Annotated in this window: 12 protein-coding genes; 9 read left to right on the forward strand and 3 right to left on the reverse strand. The window is 69.4% G+C overall.

Annotation, left to right across the window (positions count from 1 at the left end; translation table 11 throughout):
• Nucleotides 1–3: 3 nt before the first annotated feature.
• Genes ctaD through FHR56_RS11685 form a run of 4 tightly spaced genes read left to right on the forward strand, consistent with a single transcriptional unit; the run spans nt 4 to nt 3,233 of the window.
• Entirely contained in the window at nt 4–1,614 is a 1,611-nt protein-coding gene (gene ctaD, locus FHR56_RS11675; RefSeq protein ID WP_153753398.1) for a cytochrome c oxidase subunit I, read from the forward strand.
• A complete protein-coding gene (locus FHR56_RS20610; RefSeq protein WP_255421423.1) occupies nt 1,614–1,745 on the forward strand; it encodes a hypothetical protein in 132 nt (43 codons plus the stop codon). Before ctaD ends, FHR56_RS20610 begins: the two co-directional genes overlap by 1 nt.
• Nucleotides 1,742–2,332, forward strand: coding sequence for a cytochrome c oxidase assembly protein (locus FHR56_RS11680; protein WP_160945720.1), 591 nt, complete (start codon nt 1,742–1,744; stop codon nt 2,330–2,332). The genes FHR56_RS20610 and FHR56_RS11680 overlap by 4 nt, the downstream gene beginning before the upstream one ends.
• A 19-nt stretch (nt 2,333–2,351) precedes the next feature.
• Nucleotides 2,352–3,233 (forward strand): cytochrome c oxidase subunit 3, encoded by an 882-nt coding sequence (locus FHR56_RS11685; protein WP_160945719.1) that lies wholly within the window; start codon nt 2,352–2,354, stop codon nt 3,231–3,233.
• 228 nt (nt 3,234–3,461) lie between these two features.
• Here FHR56_RS11685 and FHR56_RS11690 read toward each other — a convergent pair whose 3' ends face one another.
• Nucleotides 3,462–3,680 (reverse strand): twin transmembrane helix small protein, encoded by a 219-nt coding sequence (locus FHR56_RS11690; RefSeq protein ID WP_010341612.1) that lies wholly within the window; start codon nt 3,678–3,680, stop codon nt 3,462–3,464.
• 30 nt (nt 3,681–3,710) lie between these two features.
• Between FHR56_RS11690 and FHR56_RS11695 the strand changes: the two genes are divergently transcribed.
• The 5 genes from FHR56_RS11695 (at nt 3,711) to FHR56_RS11715 (ending at nt 8,961) form a co-directional block, all read left to right on the forward strand.
• On the forward strand, nt 3,711–4,469 hold the full coding sequence (locus FHR56_RS11695; protein WP_160945718.1) for an SURF1 family protein: 759 nt from the start codon (nt 3,711–3,713) through the stop codon (nt 4,467–4,469).
• 27 nt (nt 4,470–4,496) lie between these two features.
• The gene (locus FHR56_RS11700; protein ID WP_160945717.1) at nt 4,497–5,072 is read left to right on the forward strand and encodes a hypothetical protein; all 576 of its coding nucleotides are present in this window, start codon (nt 4,497–4,499) and stop codon (nt 5,070–5,072) included.
• 10 nt (nt 5,073–5,082) lie between these two features.
• On the forward strand, nt 5,083–6,246 hold the full coding sequence (locus tag FHR56_RS11705) for a COX15/CtaA family protein (protein WP_017914359.1): 1,164 nt from the start codon (nt 5,083–5,085) through the stop codon (nt 6,244–6,246).
• A complete protein-coding gene (gene cyoE, locus FHR56_RS11710) occupies nt 6,243–7,136 on the forward strand; it encodes a heme o synthase (protein ID WP_160945716.1) in 894 nt (297 codons plus the stop codon). Before FHR56_RS11705 ends, cyoE begins: the two co-directional genes overlap by 4 nt.
• A gap of 88 nt (nt 7,137–7,224) precedes the next feature.
• Nucleotides 7,225–8,961: a PAS domain-containing methyl-accepting chemotaxis protein gene (locus FHR56_RS11715; protein ID WP_160945715.1), complete on the forward strand. Its 1,737-nt coding sequence runs from the start codon at nt 7,225–7,227 to the stop codon at nt 8,959–8,961.
• A 189-nt stretch (nt 8,962–9,150) separates the two neighbouring features.
• Here the strand turns inward: FHR56_RS11715 and FHR56_RS11720 are convergent, their stop codons facing one another.
• Nucleotides 9,151–10,737 carry a thioredoxin family protein gene (locus tag FHR56_RS11720; protein ID WP_160945714.1) on the reverse strand — a complete coding sequence of 529 codons (1,587 nt, stop codon included), beginning with the start codon at nt 10,735–10,737 and terminating at the stop codon, nt 9,151–9,153.
• Nucleotides 10,738–10,921: 184 nt separating this feature from the next.
• The gene (locus tag FHR56_RS11725; RefSeq protein WP_184502627.1) at nt 10,922–11,908 is read right to left on the reverse strand and encodes a bile acid:sodium symporter family protein; all 987 of its coding nucleotides are present in this window, start codon (nt 11,906–11,908) and stop codon (nt 10,922–10,924) included.
• Nucleotides 11,909–12,002 lie beyond the last annotated feature (94 nt).

Genomic DNA, 12,002 nt, shown 5'->3' on the forward strand with positions numbered 1-12,002 from the left:
GCCATGGCCCATTCGGCAGTCGATCACCACGACGAGCACGGGCATCAGCAGAGCTTCGTCGAGCGTTGGTTCTTCTCCACCAACCACAAGGACATCGGCACGCTGTACCTGCTTTTCAGCTTCACCATGTTCGTCATCGGTGCGGCGATGAGCGTGGTGATCCGCGCCGAACTGGCGCAGCCGGGCCTGCAGTTCGTCAAGCCCGAGTTCTTCAACCAGATGACCACCGTGCACGCGCTGGTGATGATCTTCGGCGGGGTGATGCCGGCCTTCGTCGGCCTGGCCAACTGGATGATCCCGCTGCAGATCGGCGCGCCGGACATGGCGCTGCCGCGCATGAACAACTGGTCGTTCTGGTTGCTGCCGGTGGCTTTCACCCTGCTGCTGCTGACCCTGTTCCTGCCCGGCGGCGCGCCGGCCGGTGGCTGGACCATGTACCCGCCGCTGATGCTGCAGGGCGGCTACAACGTCGCGTTCTCGGTGTTCGCCATCCACGTCGCCGGCATCAGCTCGATCATGGGCGCGATCAACATCATCGCCACCGTGCTGAACATGCGCGCGCCGGGCATCGACCTGCTGAAGATGCCGATCTTCTGCTGGGCCTGGCTGATCACCGCGTTCCTGCTGATCGCGGTGATGCCGGTGCTGGCCGGCGCGGTGACCATGCTGCTCACCGACAAGTTCTTCGGCACCTCGTTCTTCAATGCCGCCGGCGGCGGCGACCCGGTGATGTACCAGCACATCTTCTGGTTCTTCGGGCATCCCGAGGTCTACATCATGATCCTGCCGGCGTTCGGCGTGATCAGCGAAATCATCCCGACCTTCAGCCGCAAGCCGCTGTTCGGCTACCAGGCGATGGTCTACGCGATCGCGGCGATCGCGTTCCTGAGCTTCATCGTCTGGGCCCACCACATGTTCACCGTGGGTATGCCGCTGGGCGGCGAGATCTACTTCATGTTCGCCACCATGCTCATCTCCATCCCCACCGGGGTGAAGGTGTTCAACTGGGTCAGCACCATGTGGCAGGGCTCGATGACCTTCGAATCGCCGATGCTGTGGGCCATCGCCTTCGTCATCCTGTTCACCATCGGCGGTTTCTCCGGGCTGATGCTGGCGATCGTGCCGGCCGACTTCCAGTACCACGACACCTATTTCGTGGTCGCGCACTTCCACTACGTGCTGGTCACCGGCGCGGTGTTCGCGCTGATCGCGGCGGTGTACTACTGGTGGCCGAAGTGGACCGGGCGCATGTACAACGAGGCCTGGGCCAAGTTCCATTTCTGGTGGACGATGCTGTTCGTCAACCTGCTGTTCTTCCCGCAGCACTTCCTCGGCCTGGCCGGCATGCCGCGGCGCATCCCCGACTACAACGTGGTGTTCGCCGACTGGAACCTGGTCAGCTCGATCGGTGCGTTCGGCATGTTCGTCACCCCGTTCCTGATGGCCGGCATCCTGCTGGCGTCGCTGCGCAACGGCGCGCGCGCCGAAGCGCGCTCGTGGGAAGGCGCGCGCGGCCTGGAGTGGACGGTGCCGTCGCCGGCGCCGGCGCATACCTTCACCCTGCCGCCGGTGCTCAAGCCCGGCGACCTGGCCCACGACGACATCAGCCACTGATGACCGCGCAACCGCCGCTCGACGACCTGGTCCTGCGCCGCAAGCGTGCGGCGCGCACCGCGCTGGTGGTCGGCGCGGTGGCGCTGGCGATCTATGTCGGCTTCATCCTCACCGGGGTGCTGGGCCGATGAACGCGCCGGCGCCGCAGGTGCACAGCAGCGCCGGGCTGTTCAAGCTGGTCGGCGTGGCGCTGGCGGTGTTCCTGCTGACCTTCTCGCTGGTGCCGCTGTACCGCATCGCCTGCGAGAAGGTGTTCGGCGTGCGCCTGGAGCGCGGCCCGGGCGAAGGTCCGCAGGCCGGCAAGCCACTGGCGGGCAAGCGCACGGTCACGGTGCAGTTCGATGGCGGCGTGAACTCCAAGCTGCCGTGGTCGTTCCATCCGGAGCAGCTGACCATGCAGGTGGTGCCGGGCGAGCTCAACGAGGCGCTGTACTACGCGCACAACGATGGCGCGCACGCCATCGTCGGCAGCGCGGTGCCGTCGGTGGCGCCGGCGCGCGCCTCCGGCTACTTCACCAAGACCGAGTGCTTCTGCTTCACCGCGCAGACCCTGCAGGCCGGCGAGAAGCGCGACATGCCGGTGCGTTTCATCGTCGATCCGAATCTGCCGCGCGACATCACCACCATCACCCTGTCCTACACCTTCTACAAGAACGATGCGCTGAGCGCGGAACTGGGATCGCCGAAACTGGCCGGTTCCGCGCGCGCGGCTCCCTGACCCGACCGGAATGCCTGCCATGGCCCAGCCCAGCACCGACGCCACCGCCAACGCCTATTACGTGCCCAGCCAGAGCCGCTGGCCGTTCATCGGCTCGATCGCGATGTTCGTGACCATGATCGGCGTGGCCAGTTGGCTCAACGACGCGTCCTGGGGCAAGTGGACCTTCTTCACCGGCATCGCGATGCTGGTGGCGACGCTGTTCATGTGGTTCGGCGACGTGATCCGCGAATCGATCGCCGGGCACTACAACCGCCAGGTCGACGTGTCGTTCCGCATGGGGATGGTGTGGTTCATCTTCTCCGAGGTGATGTTCTTCGGCGCCTTCTTCGGCGCGCTGTTCTACACCCGCACCTTCATCCTGCCGTGGCTGGGCGGCGAGGGCGACGGGGTGATGACCAACGCGCTGCTGTGGGACGGCTACTCCGCTGCCTGGCCGACCAACGGCCCGGGCGGCATCGGCGGCCAGTTCCAGACGATTCCGGCGTGGGGCCTGCCGCTGATCAATACACTGATCCTGCTCAGCTCCGGCGTGACCCTGACCATCGCCCACCACGCGCTCAAGGCCGGCCACCGCACCCGGCTGATGGTGTTCCAGGCGCTGACCGTGGTGCTGGGGTGCACCTTCCTGTACTTCCAGGCCGAGGAGTACATGCATGCCTACAAGGAGCTCAACCTGACCCTGGGCTCGGGCATCTACGGCTCCACCTTCTTCATGCTCACCGGCTTCCACGGCGCGCACGTGCTGCTGGGCACGATCATGCTGCTGGTGATGCTGCTGCGGATCACGCGCGGGCACTTCAGCCGCGACAACCACTTCGCCTTCGAAGCGGCGGCGTGGTACTGGCACTTCGTCGACGTGGTGTGGCTGGCGCTGTTCCTGTTCGTCTATGTGCTTTGAGGGCGGGGATTGGGAAGTTGGGATTGGGGATTCGTTGGATCCCGCGCGTGCCCGCGTCCTCGGTGGTGGTGCTGTAGGAGCGGCTTCAGCCGCGACGCATTCCCGGTAACGGGTCGCGGCTGAAGCCGCTCCTACGAGGAACAGCGCACTTTGCGGATCTTGCGTGCACGGTCATACGCGCACGGCATGCTCATTCGAATCCCGAATCCCGAATCCCGAAAGCAACGTCTACCTCCCGAGCCCATGAGGCTTGATCACTCCCGTGTAGATGCCCAGGATCACCAGCAGGATCAGGCACACCGATAGGCCGATGCGCCAGGTCAATGCGTTCACCGTGCGCTTGCTCTGGCCGCGGTCCACCAACAGGTAATACAGGCCGGCGCCCAGGTTCCACAGGATGAGCAGCAGGAACGCGACGATCAGCAAGGTCTTCAGCGAGTCGTTCATGGGCGTCTCGGCGCATGGTGTGTCCGCATTATGACCCTCGCCGCTGCCTCGCGCGTGGGCGAGCGCCGGCGCATGCCGTTGTGGCTGGGCTGGAGCGTCGCGCTGGCGGTGGCGCTGGCCTTCTGCCTGCTTGGTCGCTGGCAGTTGCAGCGCATGCACGAGAAACAGGCGCTGCTGGCGCAGGCGGCGCATGTGCGCGATCGCCCGCAGACGCTGGCCGATGCGCTGCGTGCGAGCCCGCCCGGCCACTTGCGCTGGGTGCATGGCGCCGGCCGCTTCCTGCCCGGGCAGATCCTGCTCGACAACCAACTGCGGCAGGGTCGCAGCGGGGTGAAGGTGTACCAGCCGTTCCTGGCCGACGGCGTCGCGGCGCCGTTGCTGGTGGAGCTGGGCTGGTTGCCGCTGCCGGCCGACCGCGCGCTGCCGGAGCCGGCGCCGCTGCAGGGCCGCTACACGCTGGTCGGCCTGCTCGGGCCGGCGCCGTCGCATGGGCTGGCGCTGGGTCCGGCGCTGGTGGCGGCGCCCTCGCCGCAGCGCTGGTTGGCGATGCGCATCGAGCCGGCGGCGATCGGCGAGGCGCTCGGCCGCCGCGACATTTTGTCGCAGGTGCTGCGCCTGGATCCGGCCCTGCCGCTGGGCTATCCGCGCGACCTGGACCTGCTGCCGAACACGCTGCCGCCCGAGCGCCACTTGGGTTACGCGGTGCAATGGTTCGGCCTGGCGCTGGCGGTGCTGGTCACCGCGGCGCTGCTCAGCTGGCGCGCGCGCAGGGGACGGGGCGGGCGCTGAGCGCGCGCGCATGAGAAAATCCCCGGCATGAATGCTCCCACCCCGGCCCCGCGCCCGGCGGCCGCACGCGGCCGCTGGCCGCTGATCGTGTTGTTCGTCCTGTTCTTCGGCTCGATGCTGGTCGCCGGCGCGTTGCGCTTCTCCGGCTGGCAGCCGGCTGCCAGCCGCAACCATGGCGAGCTGCTGCAGCCGCCGGCCGACCTGCGCGCGCTGCAGCCACGGCTGGCCGACGGCCGCAGCTACGCCTGGGAACCGCAGCGGCGCCTGTGGCGCATCGCGCTGGCGCCGCCGGCGGACTGCGGCAGCGCCTGCGATGCGCTGGCGCGCGACCTGGACAAGGTCTGGCAACTGTTCGGCCACGACGCCGACCACGTGCAGATCCTGTGGATCGGCACGCCGCCGGCCGCCGCCCAGGCCCTGCCGCAGGTGCAGGCGCTGCGCGCGGACCCGGCGCTGCTGGCGGCGCTGCCGCGGGTGCGCGATGCGGCCGGAGTGCCGGTCTACGTCATCGATCCGAACGGTTTCGTGGTGCTGCGCTATGCCCCCGGGTTCGACCCGGCCGGGCTGCGCGCGGACCTGGCGAAACTGCTGAAACTCCTGTGAGCCGCTTCCTATGACCTTGTTCGCGCGCCCGGCGCTGTTCCGGCATTTCCACCGCATGGCCTGGCTGGCGGCGCTGTTCACCGCCAGCACCATCATGTTCGGTTCGTTCGTGCGCTTGTCCGATGCGGGCATGAGCTGCCCGGACTGGCCGACCTGCTACGGCCGCATCACCTGGCCGCAGACCAGTGCCGAGGCCGACACCCACGCCGCCAGCAAGATCCGGCCGCTGGAGACGCACAAGGCCTGGCGCGAGCAGATCCACCGCTTCCTGGCCGGTGCGCTGGGCGTGGAGGTGCTGGTGCTGTCGCTGCTGGCGGCGCGGCGGCGCCGGCTCGGCATCGCCCAGATCGTCACGGCGGCGGCGCTGGTGGCGCTGTCGATCCCGCTGTACATGTCCGGCTGGCCGGGGCTGGCGATGCTGGTGGCGGTCGGTGGCGAGGCGATCCTGCTGCTGGCGGCGCTGCGCTGGTCCAACGACGACCTGGCCCGCGCGGCGGTGCTGACCCTGTCGGTGGTGATCTTCCAGGCCTTGCTGGGCATGTGGACGGTGACCCTGCTGCTCAAGCCGATCGTGGTGATGGGGCACCTGCTGGGCGGCCTGCTGATGTTCTCGCTGCTGGTGTGGATGGCCTGGCGCGCCACCCACCTGCCAATCACCCTGGCCGATGCGCCGCGCCTGAAATGGCTGCTGCGCCTGGGCGTGGCGGTGCTGGTGCTGCAGATCGCGCTGGGCGGCTGGGTCAGCGCCAACTACGCGGCGCTGGCCTGCGGCGGCGGCAGCTGGTCGGCCGACAACTTCCCGCGCTGCGTCAGCCAGTGGTGGCCGCCGCACGATTTCCGCGAGGGCTTCACCCTGTGGCGCGGCATCGGCGTGGACTACGAAGGCGGCGTGCTCGATGGCGCGGCGCGCATCGCCATCCAGATGGCGCACCGGATGATGGCGATGGTGGTGGCGGCCTACCTGCTGTGGCTGAGCTGGCGCCTGAGCCGCACGCCGGGCATGCGCGGCTGGGCCGCGGCGCTGGCGCTGCTGCTGGTCGCGCAGGTGTGCCTGGGCATCCTCAACGTCAAGCTGGCGCTGCCCTTGCCGGTGGCGGTGCTGCACAACGCCGGCGCGGTGGCGCTGCTGTTCGTGCTGGTGTCGTTGCTGGCGCGATTGCGGGCACCGCAATGAGCGCGCGCGGCGTCCACTGGCGCGACTACTGGGACCTGACCAAGCCCAAGGTGGTGGCGTTGATCGTGTTCACCGCCCTGGTCGGCATGTGTCTGGCGATCCCGGGGCTGCCGACCTGGGCGCAGGTGCGCACCGGCTTGCTCGGTTTCTTCGGCATCTGGCTGGCGGCCTCGGCGGCGGCGGCGATCAACCAACTGCTGGACGCGCGCATCGACGCGCAGATGGCGCGCACCTCCTGGCGCCCGCTGGTGGTGGGCAAGGTGCTGCCGTGGCAGGTACTGGTCTTCGCGGCGCTGCTGACCGCGCTGTCGATGACCGTGCTGGTGGTGTGGGTCAACTGGATCACCGCGGTGCTGACCTTCGCCTCGCTGATCGGCTATGCGGTGATCTACACGGTGTTCCTCAAGCGCACCACGCCGCAGAACATCGTCATCGGCGGCCTGGCCGGCGCGGCGCCGCCGCTGCTGGGCTGGGCCGCGATCACCGGCATGCAGGGCCAGTGGGACTGGGCCTATGCCTCGCTGCTGGTGCTGATCATCTTCGTGTGGACGCCGCCGCACTTCTGGGCGCTGGCGATCTTCCGCCGCGCCGACTACGCCAAGGCCTCGATCCCGATGCTGCCGGTCACCCACGGCGTGGCGCATACCCGCCGGCAGATCCTGGTGTACACGGTGCTGCTGGTGGTGGTGACCCTGCTGCCGGTGGCGGTGGGCATGAGCGGGGTGTTCTACCTCGGCGGCACCCTGGTGCTGGACGCGGTGTTCCTCTGGTACGCCTGGCGCATGCTCGACCCGCCGGACGAGATGTTCTCGATGCGCATGTTCGGCTATTCCATCGTGTACCTGATGGCGCTGTTCGCGTTCCTGCTGGTCGATCACTGGATCGCCTGAACCGCCCGTTCAGTCTCCCGCTCAAGTGTTGCCGGCCGCGGTCGTTACCGGACGAACGACCAAAATCGGCAAAGCCGCGGAGACACGTATGTGGGGCAAGAGCAAGCAAGACGCGGCGAAGCTGCAGGCACTGATGGAGCGCCTGCGTGAGGCCGAGGCGGAGCGCGACCGCGCGCGTGCGCAGGCCGACAGCGCCCTCGCCAACCTGGACGAGATGCGCGTCCGTTTCGACCTGGTCACCAAGGCAACCACCGACGGCCTGTGGGAAATGAGCGTGATCGCCGGCGATCCGATCAACCCCGCCAATGAATTCTGGTGGTCCTCGCAGTTCCGCGCGATGCTGGGCTTCTCCTCCGAGCTCGACTTTCCCAACGTGCTGGACAGTTGGGCTTCGCGCCTGCATCCGGACGACAAGCAGGCCACGCTGGACGCGTTCGCCGCGCACCTGGGCGACCGCAGCGGCCAGACCCCGTACGACGTGGACTACCGCCTGCAGCTGAAGAACGGCCAGTACCGCTGGTTCCGCGCGATCGGCACCACGCAGCGCGATGCCCAGGGCACGCCCTTGCACGTGGCCGGCGCGCTCACCGACATCACCGAGCGGCGCGAGCGCGAGGCCTTCCTGGACATCGTGCTGACGCGCTTCGAGCTGGGCCAGGACATGCTCAACGACGGCCTGTGGGACATGAGCGTGATTGCCGGCGACCCGATCAATCCGTCCAACGAGTTCTGGTGGTCGCCGCAGTTCCGCTCGCTGCTGGGGTTCGCCTCCGAGGCCGAGTTCCCCAACGTGCTCGACAGCTGGTCCTCGCGTCTGCACCCGGAGGACGCGCAGTTCGCGCTCAACGCATTCGCCGCGCACCTCAACGACCGTACCGGCCGCACCGGCTTCGACATCGAATACCGCTTGCAGCTGAAGAATGGCGAGTACCGCTGGTTCCGCGCGCGCGGCCTGACCAAGCGCGCCGCCGACGGCACCCCGCTGCGCGCGGTCGGCGCCCTGCTGGACATCCATGCCGCGCGCCAGCTCGGCGAGGCCGCGCACACCCTGCAGACCGCGGCGGCGGAAATGGTCGACGACAACAGCGACCTGGCCCGGCGCACCGAGCAGCAGGCCGCGGCGCTGGAAGAGGCGGCCAGCTCGATGGAAGAGATCACCGGCACCGTGCAGCGCAACGTCGAGCACGTCGGCCATGCCAACCGCCTGGTGGACGGCGCCAGCGACGTCGCCCAGCGCGGCGGCGAGGTGGTGCGCGACGTGGTGCAGACCATGGCCGGCATCGAGAGCGCCTCGCGCAAGATCGCCGACATCATCAGCGTGATCGACGGCATCGCGTTCCAGACCAACATCCTCGCCCTGAACGCGGCGGTGGAAGCGGCGCGCGCCGGCGAGCAGGGCCGCGGCTTCGCCGTGGTCGCCACCGAAGTGCGCAGCCTGGCCCAGCGTTGCGCGGACGCGGCCAAGGAAGTGCGCGGCCTGATCGCCGGGTCCAGCGAGCAGGTCGATCGCGGCTCGGCGCTGGTCGCGCGCGCCGGCGCCACCATGGAAGAACTGCTCGGCTCGGTGCGCGAGGTGCAGCGCATCATGACCGACATCGCCGGCGCCAGCCGCGAGCAGAGCGCCGGTATCGGCCAGGTCAACCAGATCGTGGTGCAGATGGACACCGCCACGCAGCAGAACGCGGCGCTGGTCGAAAAGATGGCCGAGGCTGCGCGCGCGCTGGAAGGGCAGGCGCAGGGCCTGAATGCGCATACCGGCAGCGGCCGCCGCCCCGGCAGCCAGGGCGCCGGTCAGGCAGCGGCGCCGGTCCGCGTGGCGGCCTGATCGGAAACGGTCGAGCGCACGGCGCGCGCCATGGTGCGCCGCTGCGCGAGGCCTGCCTACGGTCCATCGTGCGGCGTAGGCAATCGCGCCGCGGCGCACAGGATCTCCAGCGAATGGCGGCCGTGCAGAGGACCAGCGGCGGCCGCCGGCGCGTTGCACGGGTCATCGCGCGTTACGCGCCGCGTGCCCTCATCCCAGCCAATGCTGGCAGCCGTCGCGCGCCTGGCTGCCGCAGCTTTGCTGCATCTTCTGCTGCAGCCGCGCCAGCACCGCGCGGCCGTCATGACCCTTGCTCCAGGCCTGCAGGGCCTTGGCCAGGGTATCGAAGCGCTGCCGGGTGCGCTGGTGATAGCCGTCGGGCTGGCCGGCCAATTCCCCAATCACTTGTCCGGCGGCTGCCTCGATCGCGGCCGCATTGTCCGGCTGCAGCCGGACCAGGCCGTCGACGTAGAGCACGCCCCACTGCACGCGGGTGGCGGGGCCTTGCGCGCTCTCGTAGGCCTTCTTCAGCCAGAACAGCGCCGTCTGCTTGTCGCCGCGCGCCTCGGCCAGGCTGGCCAGTTCCGGCATGTAGTAGTACGGGGTCTTGCTGCGCTGAAGCTCGGCCAGCAGCAGTTGTTCGGCGCCGGCGCTGTCGCCGGCCGCGTCGAGCAGGCCGGCGGCGGTGCTGATCGTGGACTGGCGTTCGTCGTCGGTCTTGGCGGCCTGCTCGGCCCATTGCACGCGCTGCTGCACCTTGGCGACCACCGCGGGCGGCAGCGGCGGCTGCGGCCCGTCGCCGGCCTCGGCCGGCTGGCCTTGCGCCAGGCGCGCCAGGGCGATGTCCGCAGCGGCGGTGTCCAGGCGATCGCTGATCGGCAGGCTGCCGTCGGCATAGACCTGGTCCAGTGCATGGGTCAGCGCGCTCGACAGTGCGCTGCGTTCGGCGGCGTCGCTGGCCGCGGCCTGCACCAGTTCGCGCGCCGCATAGGTCAGCGTGCTGCGATTGGCGCGCACCTCGGCCGGATCGGCCAGCACCGCCTGCAGCAGCGCGCGGTCGGCGGCGCGGTGCCTGGCGTCCACGGTGGCAGCCTTGGCCGGATCCTGCGCCGCCAACGCCTGCAGCGCGAAACGGCGCTGCAATGCCGGCTGCGGCGCGGCGGCGGCCAGCCGCGTGAGCACGTCGGCCGCCTCACCCGGCTTGACCAATTGCGCTGCATCCACGGCCCAGCCGTATTCGCCGAGCAGGGTCCAGTCGTCGGCGCCGAGCGTGGCCGGCGCCTTCAGCGCTTGCTGCAGCAACTGCGCCGAGGTGGTGGTGCGGGTCGCGGCGACACGTAGCGCCTCGGCCAGACGCTGCGTGTCGCTGTCGCCGGCCAGGCGGGTGATCTCGGTGCGGTCCGGGCGCAGCACGATGATGGTCGGATAGCCCTTGATGCCGAAGCGTTCGCCCCAGGCCTGGGCGCCTTCCGAATCGCCGTCCAGGTGCACCGCGACGAAGGCGCGGGTGCGGGCGATGAACGCCGGGTCCTTGAACAGCGTGGCCTTGAGCCGGTTGCAGGGTGGGCACCAAGCTGCGCCCCAGTACAGCAGCACCGGTTTGTCGTGTTCGCGCGCTTCGGCGAAGGCGTCGTCGACGTCGCCCTCGCGCCAGGCGATGCCGGCGCTGTCGGTGGCAGGTGCCGGCGTGGTGGCCTTGGGCGCGGCGGGCGTTGGCGGTTGCTGGCAGGCGCCCAGCGCCAGCAGCGTGGCCAGGCTGGCGGAGATCGTCGCGGAACGGCGCAACATGCGGCTCATGGGGGCACCGGGTGGGGAGGGGCGCACGGCGCCGGCCGTGCCGGCCATCTACTGTACGTAGCCCCTGCCGCGCTTGCACATGCCGGCTGTGCATCTGCATATGCCGCGATCACCGGTGCCGCGGAGGGCGGCTCGCCCGCGGTCGCACCGGCGCGATGGGCGGCCGACTGCTGTCTGCCGCTCGCTAGGGCATCGCTTCCGCCTTCGCACGCGCGTAGCGTTGCGCGATCACCGCGCAGACGATCAACTGGATCTGGTGGTAGATCATCACCGGCAGCACGATCGCGCCGAGGCTGCCGCTGGCGAACAGCACCTTGGCCATCGGCACGCCGGTAGCCAGGCTCTTCTTGGAGCCGCAGAACACGATCGGGATCTCGTCCTCACGCGAAAAGCCCAGGCGCCGCGCGCCGAAGGTGATCAGCGTCATCGCCAGCGCCAGCAGCAGGGCGCCGACCAGGGCGACGCCGAGCAGTGCCGGCAGCGGCGTCTTGCGCCACAGGCCTTCGACCACCGCGGCGCTGAACGCGGTGTACACCACCAGCAGGATGGTGCTCTGGTCGGTGTAGCGCAGCACCGCACGGCGGCGCTCGACCCAGCCGCCGATCCAGCGCTGCAGCAGGTGGCCGGCGACGAACGGCACCAGCAGTTGCAGCATGATCTTGCCCATCGCCTCCAGCGGGTTGGCCATGGCGCTTTGCGCACCGGCCAGCAGGCCCATCAGCAGCGGCGTCAGGAACACCCCGAGCAGGCTCGACAGCGAGGCGCTGCACACCGCCGCCGGCACGTTGCCGCCGGCCATCGAGGTGAAGGCGATCGACGACTGCACCGTGGACGGCAGCGCGCACAGGAACAGCACGCCGATGTACAGGTCCGGGGTCAGCAGCCAGTGCGACAGCGGCTTGAACAGCAGGCCCAGCAACGGGAACAGGATGAAGGTGGCGGCGAAGATGGTCAGGTGCAGGCGCCAGTGCAGCGCGCCGGCGACAATGGCCTCGCGCGAGAGCCGCGCGCCGTGCAGGAAGAACAGCGCGGCGATCGCCAGGTCGGTGACCACGTCCATCACCGACGCCGCGCGTCCCTGCACCGGCAGCAGCGAGGCGAGCAGCACCGTGCACAGCAGCGCCAGGGTGAACGGTTCGATGCGCAGGCGCGCGAGCCAGGACTTGATCATTGGGGGGCGGGCGGCGGGGAGTGTGCATTTTAGGAAGCATGGCGCCCGCACGCGAATCCGGACGCACGGCGTAGACAACTCGCAGACATCTTGC

Origin of the sequence: Xanthomonas sp. F10, assembly GCF_014206815.1 — a bacterium.
Lineage (GTDB): Bacteria > Pseudomonadota > Gammaproteobacteria > Xanthomonadales > Xanthomonadaceae > Xanthomonas_A > Xanthomonas_A indica.

Excerpts from the sequence above, each read along its gene's own strand:
- FHR56_RS11690 (WP_010341612.1), bottom strand. The coding sequence starts at position 3,680 with ATGAACGACTCGCTGAAGACCTTGCTGATCGTCGCGTTCCTGCTGCTC.
- FHR56_RS11685 (WP_160945719.1), top strand. The coding sequence starts at position 2,352 with ATGGCCCAGCCCAGCACCGACGCCACCGCCAACGCCTATTACGTGCCC.
- cyoE (WP_160945716.1), top strand. The coding sequence starts at position 6,243 with ATGAGCGCGCGCGGCGTCCACTGGCGCGACTACTGGGACCTGACCAAG.
- FHR56_RS11725 (WP_184502627.1), bottom strand. The coding sequence starts at position 11,908 with ATGATCAAGTCCTGGCTCGCGCGCCTGCGCATCGAACCGTTCACCCTG.
- FHR56_RS11695 (WP_160945718.1), top strand. The coding sequence starts at position 3,711 with ATGACCCTCGCCGCTGCCTCGCGCGTGGGCGAGCGCCGGCGCATGCCG.
- FHR56_RS20610 (WP_255421423.1), top strand. The coding sequence starts at position 1,614 with ATGACCGCGCAACCGCCGCTCGACGACCTGGTCCTGCGCCGCAAGCGT.
- FHR56_RS11680 (WP_160945720.1), top strand. The coding sequence starts at position 1,742 with ATGAACGCGCCGGCGCCGCAGGTGCACAGCAGCGCCGGGCTGTTCAAG.
- FHR56_RS11720 (WP_160945714.1), bottom strand. The coding sequence starts at position 10,737 with ATGAGCCGCATGTTGCGCCGTTCCGCGACGATCTCCGCCAGCCTGGCC.
- ctaD (WP_153753398.1), top strand. The coding sequence starts at position 4 with ATGGCCCATTCGGCAGTCGATCACCACGACGAGCACGGGCATCAGCAG.
- FHR56_RS11715 (WP_160945715.1), top strand. The coding sequence starts at position 7,225 with ATGTGGGGCAAGAGCAAGCAAGACGCGGCGAAGCTGCAGGCACTGATG.
- FHR56_RS11705 (WP_017914359.1), top strand. The coding sequence starts at position 5,083 with ATGACCTTGTTCGCGCGCCCGGCGCTGTTCCGGCATTTCCACCGCATG.
- FHR56_RS11700 (WP_160945717.1), top strand. The coding sequence starts at position 4,497 with ATGAATGCTCCCACCCCGGCCCCGCGCCCGGCGGCCGCACGCGGCCGC.